Source organism: Clostridium sp. CTA-1 (assembly GCF_054768215.1).
The window spans coordinates 107,165-128,774 of the sequence record NZ_BAAAAP010000007.1 but is presented as its reverse complement, the minus strand read 5'-3'; the positions used below and the strand labels follow the sequence as shown (position 1 = coordinate 128,774).

At 28.0% G+C, this 21,610-nt stretch carries 22 protein-coding genes and 1 pseudogene; 1 reads left to right on the top strand and 22 read right to left on the bottom strand.

The features are described 5' to 3' along the window. Positions 1-23: 23 nt before the first annotated feature. A pseudogene (locus tag ACYUEW_RS07725) lies at positions 24-224 on the bottom strand (hypothetical protein); the annotation flags it as partial. Between the two features lie 188 nt (positions 225-412). Between ACYUEW_RS07725 and ACYUEW_RS07720 the strand changes: the two are divergent. Next, complete coding sequence (locus tag ACYUEW_RS07720; RefSeq protein WP_003483937.1) at positions 413-1,669, top strand: D-alanyl-D-alanine carboxypeptidase family protein; 1,257 nt, start codon at positions 413-415, stop codon at positions 1,667-1,669. 114 nt (positions 1,670-1,783) lie between these two features. Here the strand turns inward: ACYUEW_RS07720 and ACYUEW_RS07715 are convergent, their stop codons facing one another. From ACYUEW_RS07715 to mreD, 21 genes are all read right to left on the bottom strand, one after another. Next, the gene (locus tag ACYUEW_RS07715) at positions 1,784-2,683 is read right to left on the bottom strand and encodes an RluA family pseudouridine synthase (protein WP_460276538.1); all 900 of its coding nucleotides are present in this window, start codon (positions 2,681-2,683) and stop codon (positions 1,784-1,786) included. Positions 2,684-2,928: 245 nt separating this feature from the next. Then, positions 2,929-3,309, bottom strand: a complete 381-nt coding sequence (locus ACYUEW_RS07710) for a RidA family protein (protein WP_003483933.1) — start codon at positions 3,307-3,309, stop codon at positions 2,929-2,931. Positions 3,310-3,324: 15 nt separating this feature from the next. Beyond that, a complete protein-coding gene (locus ACYUEW_RS07705) occupies positions 3,325-4,599 on the bottom strand; it encodes an LCP family protein (protein ID WP_003483932.1) in 1,275 nt (424 codons plus the stop codon). Positions 4,600-4,609: 10 nt separating this feature from the next. After that, positions 4,610-5,179 carry a bis(5'-nucleosyl)-tetraphosphatase (symmetrical) YqeK gene (gene yqeK, locus ACYUEW_RS07700; RefSeq protein WP_003483930.1) on the bottom strand — a complete coding sequence of 190 codons (570 nt, stop codon included), beginning with the start codon at positions 5,177-5,179 and terminating at the stop codon, positions 4,610-4,612. A gap of 82 nt (positions 5,180-5,261) precedes the next feature. Next, positions 5,262-5,867 (bottom strand): nicotinate-nucleotide adenylyltransferase, encoded by a 606-nt coding sequence (nadD, locus tag ACYUEW_RS07695; RefSeq protein ID WP_003483921.1) that lies wholly within the window; start codon positions 5,865-5,867, stop codon positions 5,262-5,264. A gap of 135 nt (positions 5,868-6,002) precedes the next feature. Next, on the bottom strand, positions 6,003-6,296 hold the full coding sequence (gene yhbY / locus ACYUEW_RS07690; RefSeq protein ID WP_003483919.1) for a ribosome assembly RNA-binding protein YhbY: 294 nt from the start codon (positions 6,294-6,296) through the stop codon (positions 6,003-6,005). Positions 6,297-6,322: 26 nt separating this feature from the next. Then, positions 6,323-7,597 (bottom strand): GTPase ObgE, encoded by a 1,275-nt coding sequence (gene obgE, locus ACYUEW_RS07685; protein WP_003483917.1) that lies wholly within the window; start codon positions 7,595-7,597, stop codon positions 6,323-6,325. Positions 7,598-7,976: 379 nt separating this feature from the next. Then, positions 7,977-8,279, bottom strand: coding sequence for a 50S ribosomal protein L27 (gene rpmA / locus ACYUEW_RS07680; protein ID WP_003357774.1), 303 nt, complete (start codon positions 8,277-8,279; stop codon positions 7,977-7,979). 2 nt (positions 8,280-8,281) lie between these two features. After that, positions 8,282-8,608 carry a ribosomal-processing cysteine protease Prp gene (locus ACYUEW_RS07675; protein ID WP_003483915.1) on the bottom strand — a complete coding sequence of 109 codons (327 nt, stop codon included), beginning with the start codon at positions 8,606-8,608 and terminating at the stop codon, positions 8,282-8,284. 2 nt (positions 8,609-8,610) lie between these two features. Continuing rightward, positions 8,611-8,925, bottom strand: coding sequence for a 50S ribosomal protein L21 (gene rplU / locus ACYUEW_RS07670; protein WP_003496805.1), 315 nt, complete (start codon positions 8,923-8,925; stop codon positions 8,611-8,613). Positions 8,926-9,048: 123 nt separating this feature from the next. After that, on the bottom strand, positions 9,049-10,488 hold the full coding sequence (locus tag ACYUEW_RS07665; protein WP_003483911.1) for an Rne/Rng family ribonuclease: 1,440 nt from the start codon (positions 10,486-10,488) through the stop codon (positions 9,049-9,051). A 168-nt stretch (positions 10,489-10,656) separates the two neighbouring features. Then, the gene (locus tag ACYUEW_RS07660; RefSeq protein WP_460276537.1) at positions 10,657-11,370 is read right to left on the bottom strand and encodes a TIGR03936 family radical SAM-associated protein; all 714 of its coding nucleotides are present in this window, start codon (positions 11,368-11,370) and stop codon (positions 10,657-10,659) included. Next, the gene (locus ACYUEW_RS07655; protein WP_003483907.1) at positions 11,348-13,198 is read right to left on the bottom strand and encodes a TIGR03960 family B12-binding radical SAM protein; all 1,851 of its coding nucleotides are present in this window, start codon (positions 13,196-13,198) and stop codon (positions 11,348-11,350) included. Before ACYUEW_RS07655 ends, ACYUEW_RS07660 begins: the two co-directional genes overlap by 23 nt. Positions 13,199-13,310: 112 nt before the next feature. Further along, positions 13,311-14,162, bottom strand: coding sequence for a M50 family metallopeptidase (locus tag ACYUEW_RS07650; RefSeq protein ID WP_043032248.1), 852 nt, complete (start codon positions 14,160-14,162; stop codon positions 13,311-13,313). Positions 14,163-14,216: 54 nt separating this feature from the next. Next, positions 14,217-15,017, bottom strand: coding sequence for a M23 family metallopeptidase (locus ACYUEW_RS07645; protein WP_265203522.1), 801 nt, complete (start codon positions 15,015-15,017; stop codon positions 14,217-14,219). Between the two features lie 190 nt (positions 15,018-15,207). Next, positions 15,208-16,326, bottom strand: a complete 1,119-nt coding sequence (gene rodA, locus ACYUEW_RS07640; protein ID WP_003483901.1) for a rod shape-determining protein RodA — start codon at positions 16,324-16,326, stop codon at positions 15,208-15,210. Positions 16,327-16,424: 98 nt separating this feature from the next. After that, the gene (gene minE / locus ACYUEW_RS07635) at positions 16,425-16,688 is read right to left on the bottom strand and encodes a cell division topological specificity factor MinE (RefSeq protein ID WP_003483899.1); all 264 of its coding nucleotides are present in this window, start codon (positions 16,686-16,688) and stop codon (positions 16,425-16,427) included. Between the two features lie 13 nt (positions 16,689-16,701). Further along, a complete protein-coding gene (minD, locus tag ACYUEW_RS07630; protein WP_003483897.1) occupies positions 16,702-17,499 on the bottom strand; it encodes a septum site-determining protein MinD in 798 nt (265 codons plus the stop codon). 17 nt (positions 17,500-17,516) lie between these two features. Beyond that, positions 17,517-18,146 (bottom strand): septum site-determining protein MinC, encoded by a 630-nt coding sequence (gene minC, locus ACYUEW_RS07625; protein ID WP_080544090.1) that lies wholly within the window; start codon positions 18,144-18,146, stop codon positions 17,517-17,519. A gap of 174 nt (positions 18,147-18,320) precedes the next feature. Further along, positions 18,321-21,095: a penicillin-binding transpeptidase domain-containing protein gene (locus tag ACYUEW_RS07620; protein ID WP_460276536.1), complete on the bottom strand. Its 2,775-nt coding sequence runs from the start codon at positions 21,093-21,095 to the stop codon at positions 18,321-18,323. Between the two features lie 19 nt (positions 21,096-21,114). Continuing rightward, entirely contained in the window at positions 21,115-21,606 is a 492-nt protein-coding gene (mreD, locus tag ACYUEW_RS07615) for a rod shape-determining protein MreD (protein ID WP_043032251.1), read from the bottom strand. Positions 21,607-21,610: the final 4 nt, after the last annotated feature.

Genomic DNA, 21,610 nt, shown 5'->3' with positions numbered 1-21,610 from the left:
TTTTCTGTACTTTTAACATTTCATATAAATATTTCTTCTTCATTTATATTAGCTTTTTCTGGTTTTGATAATACATATCCTATTACTGTAAAATATAAATTTTACAACTATGAAACAAGTAATAAAAGTTTTAGAAACTTCCCTTTGTTAAAATTACTTACGAAATTGACTGCTAAAATGAAAACTATTACTATAGATCCTATTATCTTCTTCTTATCTTTCATATGCTTATTACTCCATAATATGATTATTTATATTACACTTTGTCAAATATTATAATGTGTCTAAATAGGATATAATCCTTTAATTATTCTAATTATTGACATATTTATAATTTTAATTCGCATATTAACGGTTTTTTTGATATAATAAAAATTATTATTATGTAGAAACAGGAGGTTTACTTAATATAATGAAGCCCATTTTTTATAAAATATTATGTTCCATTTTATTATTATCCTTATTTTTTCCCAATGTAGCTCTAGCAAAGGATTCTAAACAAAACTTAAAAATAGCTGCTGATGGTGTTGTATTAATGGATTCAAAAACCGGTAAAATAATTTATTCGAAAAATCCAGATAAACCATATCCTCCAGCTTCCACTACAAAAATAATGACTGCTCTTTTAACTTTAGAAAGAGGTAACTTAGATGACATCGTCACTATAGGTCGTAAGCCCCCTTTGGCAGACGGAAGCAAAATATACATATTGGAAGGCGAAAAAATTAAAGTAAGAGATCTATTATATGGGCTTTTACTAGCTTCAGCTAACGATTGTGCTGAAGCATTAGCTGAATATCTCAGTGGATCTTTGGATAATTTCTCAAAAGATATGAATAAACGAGCTAAAGAATTAGGCTGTACGAGTACTAATTTTGTAAATCCTAGTGGATTATATAATGATAAGCATAGAACTTCTGCTAGAGATTTAGCTATTATTATGAATGAGCTAGTTAAACAACCTGAATATAGTAAAATAGCCACAACTCTTTCTTACAATATTCCACCTACAAACAAATCAAAAGAAAAGAGACCTTTGTGGAATGAAAATAGACTAATACAAAAACATTCAAATTTTTATTATAAAGGTTGTGAAGGCGGGAAAACAGGATATACTGTTCAATCAGATCATTCTTATGTAGCTAGTGTTAACAAAAATAATCATAGACTTATAGTAGCTCTTGTTCATGATAAAGAAAAAAATTTTTTTGATGATGCAGTAAAACTATTTAACTACGGATTTAATAATTTTACATTAAATCTTTTATACTCTAAAGACTCTTATGTAACTACTTATACAAATGACAACTTAAAAGTTCCGTTATATGCCTCAGAAGACTTTTATTATTTAAAACCCAAAGATGATAATACAACTCCTGATTTAAGATTAGAAAATACGAATTTAAAAAATCTTAAATTTAAAAAAGGCGATGTAGTTTTAAGTGCTAATTTAAGTCGAGGTTCTAATAGTGTAGGGAGTTTAACTTTAAAAAGTGGTGTAGATCATGAATCGGTTAACTTATTCAAGAATAATGTTATTACTAAACATTTAAATACCAAAAACATAATTTTAATATGCTTAGCATCCCTTTGTATAATATTTTTGATATTTAAAATCACAAAAAAAAATTCAAAGTCCAAAAAAAACAATAATAAATACTACTTTTAATACAAAAGCTATGAAATATAGATTTAATAACATCTTAATTTCATAGCTTTTATTTTTTATGTTTTTATCGTAACTGTTCAAAATTTTTGCAGAAGCTATTCTCACATAGCTTTTTTATTTTATCCTTTCTATTAATTTTTTTATATCCTCTGGTAAACTACATTGTAATTTTAAAATATTTCCTGTTCTAGGATGTGGAAATTCTAATTTATAAGCGTGTAGGGCTTGCCTTTCTATGTATTCTTTCTCTTCTTCTCCCATTCCATATAAGGAATCCCCATAAAGATGATGCCCTAAATGAGACATATGTACTCTAATTTGATGAGTCCTTCCCGTTTCTAATTCTAACTTAACTACACTACCTTTAGATAATTCTTCTAAAACCTCATATGTAGTTATACTTTCTTGTCCTCTCTCATCTACTATTCTTTTAATAGATTCATTTTCTTCTTTATATATAGGTAAATTAATCCTTCCCTCTTTTTCTTTCATACTTCCATGCACTACTGCTATATATATTTTCCTAAAACTATCTTTACTCATGTCTGAAGCTAATCTCATATGTGAAAACTGATTTTTAGCTAATATTACTAACCCAGATGTATCTCTATCTAATCTATTAACTAATCTTACTATAGATTTTTCTCCCTTTTTCTTAAAATGATATAATATTCCATTAGATAAAGTTCCTGTAGGGTGACTTTTAGTAGGATGTACTACTATACCAGGTTTTTTGTTTATAACTATAATGTCACTATCTTCATACACTATTTCTATATTTATATCTTCTGGCTCTATATTTTGATGCTCATCTTCTTGCATATAAATTTCTATTAAATCATCCTGTGACAATTTGTGCTTCTTTATTACTTTTTCCCCATTCACAAAAATTCTTCCATCCCTAACAGCTTTCCTAACAAATCTTCCTGATAAATTTTCTATTTCTTTTAAATAATCTTTTATATCAATATTGTGATTTATTTCTTTAACTACAAAAATTAATTTATTATTCATTAATTTTTCTCCTTTTAAGTCCTATAATAATATTTTACTATAGTATTATAACATCAAAGTAAAAGAAAATCATACATTGCTATAAATGCAAATCTTTCTTACTAATAATTTATAACATCTATTTTTCTTTTAAGTAAACTTTTTATTAGCGAATTATGAAACACTGTAGCCATACTCGCTAATTAAAGATTTTATCAATCTCTATAAAAAAAATGAAGGGAAAAACTCCCTTCATTTTATGTATGCTATATCATAGCCACTAATTCTATTTCTACTAAAGCATCTTTTGGTAATTTACCAACTTGCACACAAGATCTTGCAGGTGGATTTTCTTTAAAATATTTTGCATACACTTCATTTACTGCTGCAAAATCATTCATATCTTTTAAGAAGATAACTGTCTTTACAACCTTCTCAAAAGAAGTTCCTGCTTCTTCTAAAACAGCTTTTAAGTTTTCCATAGATCTTTCTGTTGCTTTTGTAATATCATCAGAAATTAATTCTCCTGTTGCTGGATCTAGTGGAATTTGTCCTGAAGTAAATAATAAATCTCCTATTTTTATAGCCTGTGAATATGCGCCTAATGCTGCTGGAGCTTTTTTTGTACTTATAACTACTTTTTCCATAAAATAATCCTCCTCTTAATTCCTATTATTAGCAAAATCTTTTCCTAATAATATTATTATATCAAAGTTTTCATCTGATTGGATATTTTTCTCTATATTTGGAATATTTAAATAATTCTCTATTTCTCCTGTAGATATAGAACTATCTTTTTTTAGACGAACTTTTGTGAAATCTCTTCTTTCTCCATTACCTGTAACAATATTACTATATCCCATTTCTTTTAACTTTCTTTCGCAATCAGCAGCCAAACCATTAACTTTTGTACCATTTAATACTTTAATTTTAATTTCACTTTTATCTATCTCCGTATTGTTATCCTTTTGTGATGTTCCTCCTGCTTTTAAAGTATATACTATATCTCTATTTTTTTCTCTATCATATATAAAATACGAAACATTACCTATATATTTAGCTTCACCTTGAAGAGTAATCATGTTAATGCTAGATTTATCCCCTTTAGTTACAGCATACCCGTATTTAATTATTTCTTCTGGAGACATGTCTGTTTCCACATAATCTGGTATAGTGCTTAATATATTTGGAATTTTAGGTATTATACTTGGGCTTTTGACTTTTTCCACTACCTTTGATATAAATTTATGTTGATTTTCTATTCTACCTAAATCTCCATCTGCAAAACCTGTGCCATTATTATTTTTTCTCCATCTAAAAAATTCTTCTGCCTTTTTTCCATCTAAATGCACTGTAGTACCCTTTTGAAAATGTATGTGTAAATTTTGAGATGGATCATCATAATTCATATTTCTTGTTATATCCATCTCTACTCCGCCTATAGCATCTATAACCTTTCTAAATCCTTCATAATCTATCTTAGCATAGTTATTTATTTCTATGCCTAAAAGGTTTTCTACAGCTGCTATAGAACCGTTTACTCCATTTATAGCATGAGCTGAATTTATTTTTATTTTTTTGCCATTCATAGTTACACGAGTATCCCTTGGCACGGAAACCATATTTATATTTTTAGTTTTAGGATTATAATTAACTACAAGCATAGTATCTGTTCTTTTAGGGTCTGATGCTTCTTTAGAACCAGGATCTCCAATATCCACACCCATTACAAGTATATTTACAGGTTCTCCTGCTTCTGCTTTCTTAGTATTTATTTTACCCTCTCCTAATTTTGAATTATTAGTAAATCCCAAAAGGTAAAAATAACCTAATATTCCTAATAGTATAATAAAAGAAAAGAGTATAATGATAATTTTTAAACTTCTACTTTTTTTTCTTTTACTAGTCTTTTTTTTCTTTTTAATATCATTCCCCATAACATTTCACCTACAATTTATCATTTACTAAGCAATTTCTAGCTATCACTGTATTGATATGTAACAGTTCTCCTTTGCCAACCACATATTGTATTGTTGAATTTAAAGACTCTATCATAGCTTTGTCTATATCTATTAATGCTAATTTTCTTAATTTTTCAACTCCATTAAATTCCCTTAATGGTTCTATTATGTCTGCTAAATAAATAATTTTTTCTAACATGCTCATATTATTTCTTCCTGTAGTATGATATTCTACTGCATTTAATATATCTATATCCTCTATACCCATTTTTTCTCTCATTATTATTGTTGCCACTAATCCATGAGTTATTTGTAAATTTTTTAATGAAATCCAATCTAAATTTATATTATGTTCTTTTATCATATTTAATAATTCATTATCACTCATATTTTTAGCACAATCATGACATAAAGCTGCTATTTTAGCCTTATATACATCAATGTTATATTTTTCTGCTAATTTTATAGCTGTTTCTTTTACACTTATTACATGATTATATCTATCTTCTTTTAAATTTTCTTTTAAATATGCATGGATTTGTTCCTCAGTCCACATATTTTACCCCTCCCCAAAGAAAATAATTAACACATAAATTAAATTTATGCATAAATATAATTATAATTTAATATTAAACCTATTATTTATATAAATTATTTTTAAGAATAAATTTATAAACCTCATCTGGTATATAAAAACTTACTTCTTTTCTTTCTTTTATACGATTTCTTATTTTTGTAGAAGATATATCTAATATAGAAGCATCCATAAATAATATTTTTTTCCCATATTTCGCCAATATGGATTTTTTCTTTTTTATTATTTCTTCCCTTTTTTTAAATCCTTCTCTGCTAAATATAACAAAGTTACACATATTAAGTATTTCATTTATATGTTTCCAATGTTCTAAATAGGATAAACAATCTTCACCAGTTATAAAATACCAGTTTGTTTCCGGTTCCTTTTCTTTAAAATGTTTTAAAGTTTTGTATGTATAGCTTAGACCTTCTGCTTTTATTTCAAAATCACTTATACTAAATCTTCTTTCTTTTTCTATTGCAATCTTAACCATTTCATATCTTATATAGGCTGGTGTCTTTTTTAAGTTTATCTTGTGTGGCGGATTTCCTGCTGGCATAAATATAACCTCTTGTAAATTAAATCTTTCAAGAGCTTCATAGGCTACATTTATGTGCGCATTATGAATAGGATCAAAGGTGCCTCCAAGTATAGCTTTATTAATCATAGAAACGCCCCCATTATTATGAACTACTTATAATTATTAACTACCTAATACTCAATGATAAATATTCAATGATTATTGAGTATTTTTTTGTATATAGAGTATAGGTAGCTAAAATTAGTTTTAGAACTAATTAACTTATTGTGGTAATTCTATTTTAGGTTTCTTTTTTGATTTTCTATATAAGACCACTTTACTCCCTATACATTGTATCCCTTCACAATTTAATTCCTCACATATTTCACTTGAGGCTTCTTTTGCTGTATAAAAACTGTTTTTTAGAACAGATATCTTTATTAATTCTCTAGCTTCTAATGCATCATCTATTTGTTTTAATAAATTATCATTTAATCCATCTTTACCTACTTGAAATATAGCATCCATTTTATTAGCTAAAGATCTTAAATAGCTTCTCTGTTTTGTTGTTATCATTATTGTATTCCTCCTAAAGCCATATATTATAATAAAAAGTCAAATTCAAAGTCATTTAATCGTACAACATCACCATCTTCAATGCCCATTTTCATTAATTCTTCCATTACGCCTTTATTTTTAAGTACTTTATGGAAATATCTTAAATCATCTGGATCATTTACATTAACTGCATTTAAAAGTCTATCTACAAAACTTCCTTCTACAATATAAGTGTTGTCTTCTTTTCTTATAGAGTATGTAAATCTCTTTTCTTCTTCCACAAATCTATCTTCTGCTGATATTTCTAGCTCTGTAACAGGTATAGTACTTAAAAGTCTTGCAGCTTCCTTCATAAGGTCATCTACCCCTTGTTTTGTAGCTGCTGATATCTTAAGCACCTTATTATAACCAAGTTTTTCTATTTTTGTTTTAAATTCTTCAAACTTTTCTTCATCAAATAACATATCAGATTTATTAGCAGCTATTATTTGAGGTCTATCATAAAGCTTTACACTATATCTTTTTAGTTCTTCATTTATCTTTAAAAAATCATCATAAGGATCTCTTCCCTCTACAGAAGATATGTCTATTACATGAATTAATACTCTTGTTCTTTCTACATGTCTTAAAAAATCTAATCCTAACCCTACTCCTTCTGAAGCACCTTCAATTATTCCTGGTATATCTGCAATTACAAAATTAGTCACACCTTCAATACTTACCACACCTAAATTAGGTTTTAATGTAGTAAAATGATAGTTAGCTATTTTAGGTCTAGCTTTAGATACTACTGACAACAAAGTAGATTTTCCTACATTAGGAAATCCTATAAGACCTACATCTGCTAAGAGCTTTAATTCAAGCCTAATCCATCTTTCTTCCTCTGGCATACCTGGTTCTGCAAAATCTGGTGCCTGTCTTGTAGGTGTTGTAAATCTACAATTACCTTTACCACCTCTTCCACCTTTAGCAACCACATAAGAATCCTCTGGCTTTGATAAATCTGCCATTATTTTGTCTGTTTCTGCATCTCTCACTATAGTTCCCATAGGAACTTTTATATAAAGATCTTTTCCATTTTTACCAAAACATTTTGACCCAGCCCCATTTCCACCTGGTTCTGCTTTGTATTTTCTTTTATAAGTAAAATCTAAAAGAGTTGTCATATTAGGGTCTACTACTAGTACTACATTGCCGCCTTTACCACCATCTCCACCGTCTGGTCCTCCAAAAGCTATATATTTTTCCCTTCTAAAAGAGATGGATCCATCTCCTCCCTTTCCTGATTTTACAAAAATTTTGGCTGTATCTATAAACAAAGTTTTTCACTCCTCTTTATTTCGATAATTAATATATAATATTTTTTATAAAATTTAGCTATACTAATTTAAAGATATAGTCAATTGTGTTAATTCTATAATTTTTATCATATTATTTATCAGAAAATTTTATATTTATATTAACATAAATGTTGTTTTCTTAATTTAAAATCAATTATTATTATATCTTATTTTATGCATATAAATATTATTTTATAAAATATTTATATATTTTTAATGATTTATATAATTATTTTTTTAATTATTTTATTTTTTAACTATAAGAGGTAAAGTATGTATTATAATAGTGAACCTTTTCCTAAATAAAAAATTATTTAATTGAATCCTAAAAAAGCACCCTTTATAAGGGTGCTTTTAATTATTCAGCTACTACTTCTTCAACTTCTACTGGATATACACTAGCTTTTTTCTTATCTCTTCCAAGTCTTTCGTATTTTACTACACCGTCGATTTTAGCAAATAATGTATCATCTCCACCTCTTCCAACGTTTAGACCTGGATGGATTTTTGTTCCTCTTTGTCTAACTAATATGTTTCCAGCTAAAACGAATTGTCCGTCAGAGCATTTTACTCCTAATCTTTTAGCTTCACTATCTCTTCCGTTCTTTGAACTACCTACCCCTTTTTTATGAGCAAATAGTTGAAGGTTCATTACTAACATTACTACACCTCCTCCATTGTAAGTTTTATATATTCACCATAATTAAATTCTATACTTTTTAATCCTAACAACATAGTATTCATAAGCACTTGGCATTTATGTATGTCTTCTTTAATACAGGATCTTAAATCTATACTTAAAAAGCCATCTTCCTCTTTTATCAAAGGATTAATTTTTAATACTTCTGTTATACCATTAGCTATTGTAATTGATATAGCAGATATAGCAGAACATACCATGTCATACCCTTGGTCTGTAGACTCTGCATGACCACTCATTTTAACTAATACTATATCATTATTTTCTTTTTTTAATACTACATTAACCATAATTATGCGTTAATTTTTTCTATTTGGATTTTTGTATATGGTTGTCTGTGACCTTGTTTCTTTCTGTAGTCTTTCTTTGGTTTGTATTTGAATACAACAACTTTTTTAGCTTTTCCTTGTGCTAATACTTTAGCTGTAACTTTAGCACCTTCTACCATTGGTTTTCCAACGACAGTTTCTCCGTTGTCTTTTCCTACTAAAAGAACATTGTCTAATTCTACTGTTGAATCAACATCAGCTGTTAATTTTTCAACATATAGTACATCTCCTTCAGCAACTTTATATTGCTTTCCTCCAGTAACTACAACTGCGTACATTAAAAACACCTCCTCATTCCAGTCTCGCCAATTAAGGTACATGAAAACCATGTTTAATACCTTTTCTGAGCGGTCTACAAAAGCCATTTTACCACAGTAACCCTGCTTTGTAAAGAAATTTTATTAATAAATCTTAAGGTCTTCCACATCTTTTATTTGATTTTTAAATATTAATGGTTCTACCTTATACTGATTTTCAGCATCTATATAATTTATATAAATATTTTTTTCTAAAGCTTCAACTTCTGATATGAATTGTATTCTATTTTTATCTATATAATCTTTATATCTTTTATTTAGTTCTATATATATATCCTTTATCTCTCTCATATTTAAAATATTTATTATTTCATTTCTAATTAATAGCTTCATATAACTAAAACTAACTATAGAACCTTTTCCACTACAACATTTACAAGGCTGCTCTATATAATCATATATGGTTTTACCTTGTCTTTTTCTAGCTATTTGAACCAAATTTAATTCGGTAAAGGGATAAACAACAGATTTATTTTTATCTCTTTTTAGTCCTTGTTTTAGTTTATCTAAGACTTTTTCTTTAAGATTTTCATTATTCATATCTATAAAATCTATTACAATAATCCCATTTAAATTTCTAAGTATAATTTGATTACAAATTTCATCCGCAGCTTCCATATTAGTAGTAAAAATAGTTTTCTCCATGGAATTGCCCTTTACATTTTTACCAGAGTTAACGTCCACCACATACATTGCTTCAGTTTTATCTATTATAATATAGCCTCCACAATCTAAATAAACTTTTTTATTTCTAAGGGAAAGTATTTCTTTTTCTATAGCATAATAATCTAAAAGATTTCTTTCTCCCTCATAAATATTTAGCTTTATATTGTTTTCTCCGTATTCCTTTAAAAACTCACTTACATAAACATAATCTTCTCTAGAATTTAAATAGATCTTTGATATATTATCAGTTAATTTATCTCTTAGTATTTTGCCTACTATTCCTCCGTTTTGAAATAGAAGTCCTGTATTCATTTTATATTTAGATTTTTCTATTAATGAACTGTATACATCAGATAACCTTCTTATTTCATCATTTATATTTTCTATACTTGCATTTATGGCTTCCGTTCTTATTAAAATTCCTACCTCTTTAGGCTTTACTATATTATTCTGTATTTCTCTTTTTATTTTTTCATCTTTTATTTTATGAGAAAATGTAATTTCATTATTTAAAATTTGAAGGACTGTATATCTGCCGGGTATAGTTATAGCATTAGTTACTTTAGGGCCTTTTTTATTTAAGTCCTCTTTAACTACTTCTACTAAAATATAGTCCCCTTTTTTTATATGGGTATTATTAAATTTTTTATCTAAATAAAGATAGGCATTTTTGTTCCAACCTATATCTACAAAAGCACTCTTTATAGCAGGAATTATATTTTTAACCATACCTACATATATCTCTCCAACTTGAGGAGATTTATTATCTTCTTCTATAAATAATTCTTTTATGTGATTATTTTCTCTTAAAACTATCCTTACATTTTCCCTTTGCCTTTCTATAAATATTTCTTTCACTTTAAAGGCACTTCCCTTCTTTAAATAAAGAAAATAATTTATCCGATGACTATTCGCTCTAATACTCCCATCTTCTTTAAAGTGGGAGCAAAGAGCGACTACGCCCCTGGATAACGATTTCTAAGCTTTAGAGGGAGTAAAAATTCCCTCTGAACCTAAGAACTCTGTTTATACATACATAGCATAATCAGAAAGAGCTACTAATTTATTTTCATATTCTCCGTATATTTCTTGTCTTTCTATATCTACAAAACTATTTTCTTTTATATCAGATGTATTTTCCTTTATAAATTGGGCTAAAAGATCTGCAGAAAGATTTTGTATACTTCCACAACTTACCAAAATATTTATTTTTAATAAATTACTTTCTATAGAATAATCTATATTTTTAATCATAGGTCTTATATTTACATTTTTACTTCCCTTTTTACCTTTTTTAATTATATCCCAATTATCCATATTTAATAATGTTTTTAACTCATCTTTTAACTTTTCCGTATTTTTATATTTTATTTCTATTATATATTTTGCTGCTGCTACTGCTGCCATAGACTTAAATACTTTTTTATTTGTACCCTCTTTTAATTTTACAGCTTTAAAATATTTTATACCTGAAGGAGCAGTATTATTTAATTTATCTATAATTATGTCCTCATCCTCATCTTCTATAAATGATACATCTAAATACTCTCCTTTAGAGTAAAGTCCTACTGCTAAAGGTTGTGCTAAAGACATAATTATATGAGGATTGAATCCCTTTGAATACTCTACAGGTAATCCACTTCTTTTAAAGTTTCTTTGTAGAGTTCTTTGAAGGTCTAAATGAGATACAAATTTTATATTACCTTCCTTTGAAAACTTAATTAAATATCGCACCTTCAAAACACTCTCCTTCTAAATTAACATTTACTCCACAGTTTTTGCAGCCCTGTCTACAATCTGGAGTTACTTCTGCCTTTTTAGCTCTTTCGTTTTCTCTCATTAAAAACTCCTTTGAAACTCCCGTATCTACAAAATCCCAAGGAAGTATTTCATCATATTCTCTTTGTCTATAAGCATAGAAATCTCCATCTACATTACATTCTTCCAAGGCTTCTTTCCATATATTAAAGTCAAAGTATTGATTCCAACCATCAAATCTAGCACCTTTTTCAAAAGCTTTTATTAAAACATCACAAAGTCTTCTATCTCCTCTTGCAAATATAGCTTCCATATAACTTACTAAGGATTCATGCCAGTTATAGGTTATTTGTTTACTTTTTATATTTCCTCTTAACGCTTCTATTTTCTTTCTCACTTCCTCCATGGTATCCTGTGGTGCCCATTGAAATGGAGTAAATGGTTTTGGTACAAAAATAGATGTACTTACCGTAACCTTAAGCCCTTTCTTTCTTATTTCCTTCGGAACTTCATAATATTTTCCCACAACCTTTTGACCTAACTCTGCTATCCCCATAACATCCTCTAGAGTTTCATAAGGCAATCCTAACATAAAGTATAATTTTATAGTAGACCACCCTGCTTCAAAAGCACTTTTCACTGAAGTCATTAAATTCTCTTCTGTTACACCCTTATTTATAACATCTCTCATTCTTTGACTTCCTGCTTCTGGTGCAAAAGTAAGTCCTGTTTTTCTAACCTTTTGTATTTCTTTTATTAAATCTACTGAAAAAGAATCTATTCTTAAGGAAGGTAATGTTACCCCTACTTTACCTTCTTTATGTCTTTCCACCATTGAAAATACAAGGTTTTGTATATCTGAATAGTCACATATACTTAAAGATGACAGTGTTATTTCATCATATCCTGTATTTTTTATTAATTTATCAGATAGTTCTAACAATGCTTCTGTTTTCTTTTCTCTTACAGGTCTATATATCATTCCAGCTTGACAAAATCTACAGCCTCTTGTACATCCTCTAAAAGTTTCTAAAACTATTCTATCATGAACTATATCAGTATAAGGCACAACAAACTTATCTGGATAAACTACATCATTTATATTATTAACAATAACTTTTTTTACTTTTTTAGGAACATCATCATATATAGGTTTAAATTCTTTTATAGTATTGTCTTCTTTATAAGTAACTTCATAAAGAGAAGGTATATATACACCTCTTATTTTAGATGCTTTCCTTAGGAATTCCTTTTTCTTTCCCTTGCCCTTATATTTTTTATATAAATCTAATATCTTACTATTTAATTCTTCCCCTTCTCCTAAAACAAACATATCTGCTATATTATAAAGTGGTTCAGGGTTGTAGGCACAAGGTCCTCCGCACATTACTATTGGTTCCTCTTCTCCTCTTTCTGAAGCTTTTATAGTAACTCCTGCTAAATCTAACATATTTAATATATTAGTATAACTCATTTCATATTGAAGGGTAAATCCTATAAAATCAAAATCCTTTATAGGATCTTTACTTTCCAAACCATATAGTGAAATGTTTTCTTCTCTCATTATTTTTTCCATATCTGGCCAAGGTGCAAAAACCCTTTCACAGAAAGTATCTTTTCTTTCATTTAATATGTAATAAAGTATTTTCATACCTAAATGAGACATTCCAACTTCATAAACATCTGGAAAACAAAATGCATATCTTATGTCTATATCCTTTAAATCTTTATTATAAGAATTTAATTCTCCTCCTATATATCTGGCAGGTTTTTCTACTCTGAATAGTACATCATCCGATATTCTGCTCATCAAACTTCCTCCTCATGGTTTATCACATTATTACATTTTAACACATAAGCATGAATAAAAACAATTACAAAAGAATCCATTGTATTATCCATGCTTATAAAAACCTTCTTATTTATTTTTTACTTTTTATATTAATAAATTCACCTATTTTTATATTACCATAGTTTTTTAAAGCTTCTAATATTTCATTTTCATATAAGGTATCTAATATTTTCATATTTTCGTCTAGCACTGTAAATATATAATATTTATTCTTATCTATAAGTGAAAGTGTTTGTAATAAAGTATTATTACAATAAACAGACACATTTTGATTTTCAATGTATCCTCTCTTTATAAATTTAAATCGTTTTTTAACTATATGTCTCATAATAATATAAGCTACCCTTTCCTTTTCCTTTAAAGAAAACCCTGTTATAAATAAGGATATTATACCTAAATTAAAATTATTATAGCCTTTCATAAATAAAAAAATATATAATACCATAAAAAAAACACTTATGCCAATACTAATATTTATAGTTATTTCATTTGCTCTTCTATAAAAGGTTTTAAAACATAATAAATCTCTTAGTATTCTTCCACCGTCTAGAGGAAGAGCTGGCATAAGATTAAACACACCTATTATCAAATTACTTTTGTATAATAAATACAAACTATTATTATTATACACTCTATGAGCTATACAAAAAATTATTGCAAAAAAAATATTAGCTATTGGAGCAGATAATGATATTAATAAATCTTCTTTAAAGTTAGCATTTTCTAGTTTATCTAATTTTAAGGATAATCCCAAAGGATAAATTTCTATATTAAATCCTGTAAATCCTAAATATCTAGCTGTTATATAATGAATTAGTTCATGAACAAAAACAACACCAATAGATAATAAAAAACTTCCTTTGTAACCTAAATAAAATAAAAATATCACATAGGGAACAAAATATTTATTTATTTTTACCATATTTGCCTCTTAAAAATTGCTTACATCTACTACAGTATTCACTATACATTACTTTTATTCTTTTATATTAGTAAAATAATCTTGAGGGTTTTTGTTCTCTCCCATATAAATTATTTCAAAATGAAGATGAGCTCCTGTACTTTTCCCAGTACTACCACTTTCACCTATAGTTTTTCCTTTTTTAACCTCTTCCCCCTTTTTTACTTTTATTTTATTTAAATGCCCATACTTAGTTTCTATGCCTTGTCCATGATCTAAGAGTATATATTTACCTAGCTCCTTATCTTCTCCGCACTCCTTTACTGTTCCACTAAAACTTGCTAATACTTCTGTATTTTCTTTAGCATCTATATCTATCCCTTTATGAAAAGCCTTCTTTTTATTTACAGGATCTTCTCTTTCCCCATACTTAGAAGTTAATTTACCACTTACAGGTAATACAAAGTCATCACTTATTAACCCTTCTACAGTCTTTTCCCCTGTAACCTTTGATTTAAAAGTATCTATATATTTTAAAATTTTATCTTCTACCAAATTTGCATCTAAGTTTTTAGCCTTATTAATTACTTTTTTATAATCATAATTTTTATAATCATAATTTTCATTAACTATTTTTTTAGAGTAATTATACACCATCTGAGTTTTAGGATTGGAAAAAGCTTTTAAACCTAGCACAAATATCAATAATAAAAATACTCCTATCAAATCTCTTATAATACGCTTTTGAAAAAATTTCATATTAGAACTTTCTTTTCTATTATTCCATTGTCCATACATATAATTATTGTTCTTTAAATTAGTAGTTTTTCTATTTTTTAATGAATTATAATATTCTTCGTATTGAGAATTGTACAATCTAACCACTCCTATAATACTTTTATATTCTTATTTATATTGAATTCTTTATCTATTTATTACTTTAAAAATTCTCTACAAATAACAAAATCATATATTATTAAAAATCCTAAGTTTTTGAAACAGAATTTTTAACAATATATGACTTTTAATTCTTAAGAAGGTTAAATCTTATATCATTTATATACCTTTAAAAATTTATTTTCTTTCTTCTCATATTTATATTTAACACTAAGGCTAAGGCTAAGAAATTATTCAATGACGAACTTCCTCCATAGCTCATAAACGGAAGAGTTATACCTGTTATAGGTGCTAGCCCTATAGTCATTCCGATATTTTGAAGGATTGAGAACATAAATGAAGCCGTTACGCCAATAGTAACCATTGATCCGAATATATCTTTAGAATTCTTTGCAGTTTTTATAAATTTATATATTAATATACCGTAAAGTACCAATAAAACTGTAGCTCCTATAAATCCCCATTCTTCTCCTACCACAGAAAAAATAAAATCTGTATGAGCTTCTGGAATATATCCACCTGATATCTGTGTTCCTTTTAAAAATCCCTTTCCTAAGAAGCCCCCAGACCCTATGCCTATTTTCGATTGCACAAGTTGAAGACCCGTGTTTAATTCATCTGCTTCAGGATGTAAAAACGAAGTAAGCCTATTTTTCCAATATTGTTGCATTAAAGGAGAGTTCCAAATAATAGCTACTAACCCAGTTAGTCCAGCAAGCCCTCCTAATATTACTTTTCCGTCTAATCCTGCTACAAAAAACATACCTAACACAGTAAAAAAGAACACCATAATCATACCCATATCCGGCTGAACTACAAGCAATATCATAGGTATTACAACATAAAAAGCTAAGGTTAAAAAGTTTCTTAAATTATTTATTTCCCCTTCCATATCATCTAACTTTTTAGCTAATATTATAATTAAAGCTATCTTAGCAAATTCTGAAGGTTGTATAGATATAGGTCCTATTTCCATCCAAGAACTTGCTCCATTAACTGTTTTTTTAAGTACTGTATCATTTAAAATAAGTAAAAATATAGTAAACCAATAAAATATTTCAGCATAATTTTCAATAATAATATAGTCAAATATTAGAACTACATAAATTATAATAAGACCTACAACTAACCAAATTAATTGTTTTTTTAAAAAATATATATCATATTGCGTATGAGTAGCACTATATATATTTAAAGCACTAAAAATCATTATTGATACAGAAATTATAATCATGCTATAATCTAACTCTTTTAAGAGTTTTCTATTTATAAAAAATTTATCAAACATTTTATCCCCCCTTAATTACAAATATGATTATACCACATCATATACAAAAAGCTATGTACAAATTTATACATAGCTAAAAAAATTTCTTAATTTTTTATTTATTTTTTCTTTATTCTCTTTATTGGAATACTAGCTATTAACGCTGGAGACATACCTTCTATTTCTTCTACACTACTCATTTTTATATCCACATCTTCATCATCTATCTCTATGTATTTAGATATTACCTTTAACATATCTTCTCTTATGGATTCTAAAACTTCTGGAGATATAGAGTTTCTATCTTGTATCAATATAAGTTTAAGTCTTTCCTTAGCTACATCCTTTGATGATTGTTTTGAAAAAAACTTAAATAAATCCATTATCCTATCACTCCTACTTTAATCCAAATAATTTTTTAAAGGATTTAAAAAAACCCTGTTCTTTGCTTCTTAAATCCATTATAGGTACTTCTTCTCCAGTAATCCTTTTGGCAATATTTCTAAAAGCCTGTCCTGCTAAAGCTCCATTATCCAAAACTATAGGTTCGCCTTTATTTGTAGCTATAGTTATACCTCTATCGTCCGGCACTACCCCTATAAGCTTTATAGCTAAACTATCAATTATATCTTCAATATCTAACATATCTCCGCTTTGTGTCATTTCATAATTTAATCTATTTACTATGAGCTGATGGTTATCTATCCCCTTAGCATCTAATTTTCCTATAACTCTATCTGCATCTCTTACAGATGTTACTTCTGGATTTACAACTACTAAAGCTCTATTTGCTCCAGCTATAGAACTTTCAAATCCTCTTTCTATACCTGCTGGGCAATCCAAAATTACATAATCAAATTCCTGTTTTAAATCATTGACTATCTTTAGCATGTCATCTACATTAACATCTTCTTTATCTCTTGTTTGTGCTGTTGGCAATAAATATAGACTACTTAACCTTTTATCCTTTATCAATGCTTGCTTTAACTTACATCTTTCTTCTATTACATCTAATAAAGTAAATACTATTCTATTTTCAAGACCCATTAAAACATCAAGGTTTCTTAATCCTGTATCTCCATCTATAACGACTACTTTTTTATCCATTGCAGCTAGAGCCGTAGATATATTAGCTGATGTGGTTGTTTTTCCTACTCCACCTTTACCAGAGGTAACAACTATTACTTCTCCCATTTTTTGTCCTCCTTAATTTATATAAATTTGTCCGGTAGATATGGTTCTACCACTATTATGTTTGATTTAATCTTTGCAACTTCTGGATATTGAGGTTTTACATTATCTTCTGGTGATCTAGTCATAACATTTGCTATTTGAAGTATGGAAGGTTGTAGATAAAATGCTGCCACTATGGCCTTATGATTTCCTGTGAATCCAGCATGCACATGGCCCCTTAAGGCTCCTAAAACTATCACATTACCAGCTGCATATATCTCTGCACCAGAATTAACATCCCCAATTATAACTAAATTTCCATTATATCGTACTACTTGTCCTCCTCTTACAGTTCTTCTTATAAATTTTGTTCTTCCTTCATATATGCCACTAAAGGGTTTATTGGATCGATCTTCCTTATCCTCAAATATACAGTCTTTTATCATAAATTCTTCAAAAAGAACATCTTTGAGTCTTCTTAAATTCTTTTCGTTTATAAGTTTTAATTCTGTAGATATTTTTAAGGTAGATCCCTTATAAAATTGTTTTCCATGAGACAACTTTTCTATTAACGAATTAATCATATCATTAAAATCTCTAAATTTATTCATATTAATTATTACAACAAGACCTTCTTTGTTACCTTTTATCACTATATTGTCTTCCAAAATAAAAACCTCCAAAGTAGCTATAAAAAACACTATCTTAATTTATATTTCCACATTTTTTTATTAATTCCTTCTGTTTATTATACTTTTATTTATTTAATATTTACCATTCTAAAATATCCACACTATCTATTATATAAAATAATTTATAGTGTGGATATAGTTTATGTTTATTTATCTGTTATTTGTATCTTTATTTTCTATTTCCTTTGCATCATTTCCGGTAGCATCTGAATTTTTAGTATTTTCCTTTTGTCCAGCATCTGATGCTTTAGCTGTATCTGGCTTATCTTTATTAAGTTCTTTCTTAAAATAAGCTTCATACATGGACTTTGCTACAGGTGCTGTAAAACCTCCATGTCCACCATCAAATACAATAACCGCTACGGCGATTTTTGGATTATCTACTGGGGCAAATCCTATATAAACACCATAAGAGGTTCTTCCATAAGCATCTTGGCTATTGCTGAAGGTAGCTGATCCTGTTTTACCTGCTGTTCTAATAGGGAAATCTTTAAATACTGCTGCCGCAGTACCATCTGCCCCTGCATTAACCCTTGCCATTCCTTCCCTTACAGCTGCTAAATTTTCTTTACTTACATTAGTCTTTTCAACTATCTCTGGTTTAACTTTTTCTACTACATTACCATCCGCATCTTTTATTTCTTTTACTAAATGCAGCTTATATCTATCTCCTCCATTAGCTAGGGTACCTACAAAGTTAACTAATTGCAATGGAGTAAAGTTACTTATACCTTGGCCTATAGATGCATTATACATATTAGCACCTACACCTAATTGGAAGTTAGCGTCTGATATTGTTACATAGTATATAACATCTACAATCCTTTTTATTTGATCTTTATTTACATTTTTACCTTTATAAATAGGATCCTCATTAACTAATTCTGTAAGCATTTTTATATAGTTATTAGAATCAAACTTTTTAGTTCCTTGTCTTATAGAATCCTGTATAGAATTTTTAATTTGTTTTTTTAAGTCTTTAACCTTGTCTGAATCCTTTTCGTTATCATACAAATTTATAGGTGTAAATTGATTTCCTCTTGCATCTTTCCCTGCTTTTAAAGTAGACATAGTTTGCCACAAATATTGAGTTGCGTAAACATTAGATAGAGTATAAGTATTAAATACTTGACCAAATCTTTCAGGAATTTCTATTCCTGTAGAAGCTTTTTCATCTGAATTTGGCGGAACACCTAAACCAAATTTCCAAGCATATTTTGCAAGTATATCATCACCAAAACTTTCTCTTAATAATTTACCTACTGTCATAAAATAAGGGTTACTAGAAACCTCTAATCCTCTATATAAATCAACGGAGCCATAGCCACCTACTGCGAATTTCTTTACAAACTTCTTTCCATCATCAAAGACACCTGTATCACTTATGGAATATCCAGGAGTTATAACTCCTGATTCTAATCCCGCAATAGCTGTCATAGCTTTGAATGTAGATCCTGGGGGTACTACTGACATAGTAGCATAATTATAAAAAGGTTTCGGATATATATCATATAAATCTTGCCTAATAGTTTTATTATTTTTTATACTCTTATCTAAAGGAAATAGTTTTTCTAAAACCTCGTCTAAAGTATTTCCCGGATAATAACTCATTAAGCCTTTATTAAGTATATACTGTTTTCCAAACTCAGTTAAATCCGGATTAAAATATTGTTTATATAGCTCTGGGGTCAATCCTCCTGGAGTCGCAAATAAGTTAGGATCAAAACCTGGTCTACTTGCCAAAGCTAAAATTTCTCCTGTATTTACGTCTATTGCTACAGCAGCCCCTCTTGTAGCATTAGATGTATTAACATCTCCTCTTATAGGACTGTTTTGAAGATCTTTCATTACAGAATCCAGTGATTCTTCTGCAGCCTTCTGTATATTCGTATCTATGGTAAGTTGTATATTTTGGCCTGGATAAGGTTCTCTTCTTCCTAATTCTTCTATAACCCTTCCTGTTTTGTTAAGTTTAACAATTCTTCCACCTTTAGATCCCTTAAGTCTTTCTTCAAAAACTCCCTCTATTCCATCTATACCTATATAATCAGAGCTTGGATCATATCCCTTTTCTTTATATTTCGCATTATCGCCACTTATTTTAGATATATAACCTAGCACTGATGATCCTACTTCTTTATATGGATAAACTCTTATAGGTTGAGTACTTACATCTATACCTGGTAAATCATTTAATTTTTGAAGAAATATAAAAGCTGTTTCTTTTTTTATATTACTTGCTACATCAACAGATTTATATCCTGAAAAACTCTGCATTTTTGCTGCATCTTTTACTATCATAAATCTTCTTTGCTCTTCTAGAGAATATTTCTTCGTATCTATTTTATATTGTTCTAATAAATATTTGAAAGTTTCTTCTGGAGTTATCTTTAATAACTCCTCATTTATTTTATCCTTATCTTCCTTTGTTAATTCTTCTTTTTCTTTTTTATTTTTACCTGAAAATAATTTTTTTATAACTACATCATCTAATCCTCTATCTTTTTTGAATCTTAGTTCTGCTATTCTTTTTGCCTCAGTTGTACTAGCTTTAAACTCAAATCTATAGGGATTAATTTTAAGTTCAAAATCATCTGTTTGTTTTTCTTTATATTGATCTAATATACTAAACACTTTTTCCATAGTAGAAAAAAAGCTTTCTTTATTTTCTGTTGTTTCATTATATATAAGCATGTAATTTTGCTTATTAGTAGCTAATACCGCTCCATTTCTATCTGTGATATTTCCTCTTGGAGCAGGATCTGGAATTTCTCTTATGGATCTATTATTTGCTTTTTCTTTGTACTCCTGTGAATTCATAAGTTGCAAATAAACAAGTCTAGATATAATTGCGGTAATTATAAATGCCATTACCAACATAAGACCACCAAATCTAGTAAATTTTTTATCTTTGTTTATCTTCATTGACTAAATCACCATTCCTTTAGAATTCCCACTTTTTATCCATATATTTTTTTCTACATAAATTATATACTAATTTATAAACTATAATTGTTATTACCCCATTATACATACTATTAAAAGCTATTACACTATAACTCATATTAATCTTTAAAAAATAAGCTATAGCCCATATGAAAATCCCTTTAAATATGCTTAATACAAACGAAGATATTACTGGTATTAATATTTTACTTTTTATTATATTTGTACCTATTTCAGCTGCTATTAAACAAACAAACATATTTATTAAAGAATTTATTCCAAATACATTGGCAAAGTATAAATCTTGAAGCATCCCTGCGAAAATGCCAATCCAAATAGCCTCCCATTTATCCTTTATTATAGAGTAACTTACTATAAAAACAAATAAAAGGCTAGGATATACTCCCTTTATTGCTATAAAAGGCATCAAAGAATTATCCAATATGCTAAGTAATATTAAAATAGCTCCTAATATTAATTTTTTTTTCATATGC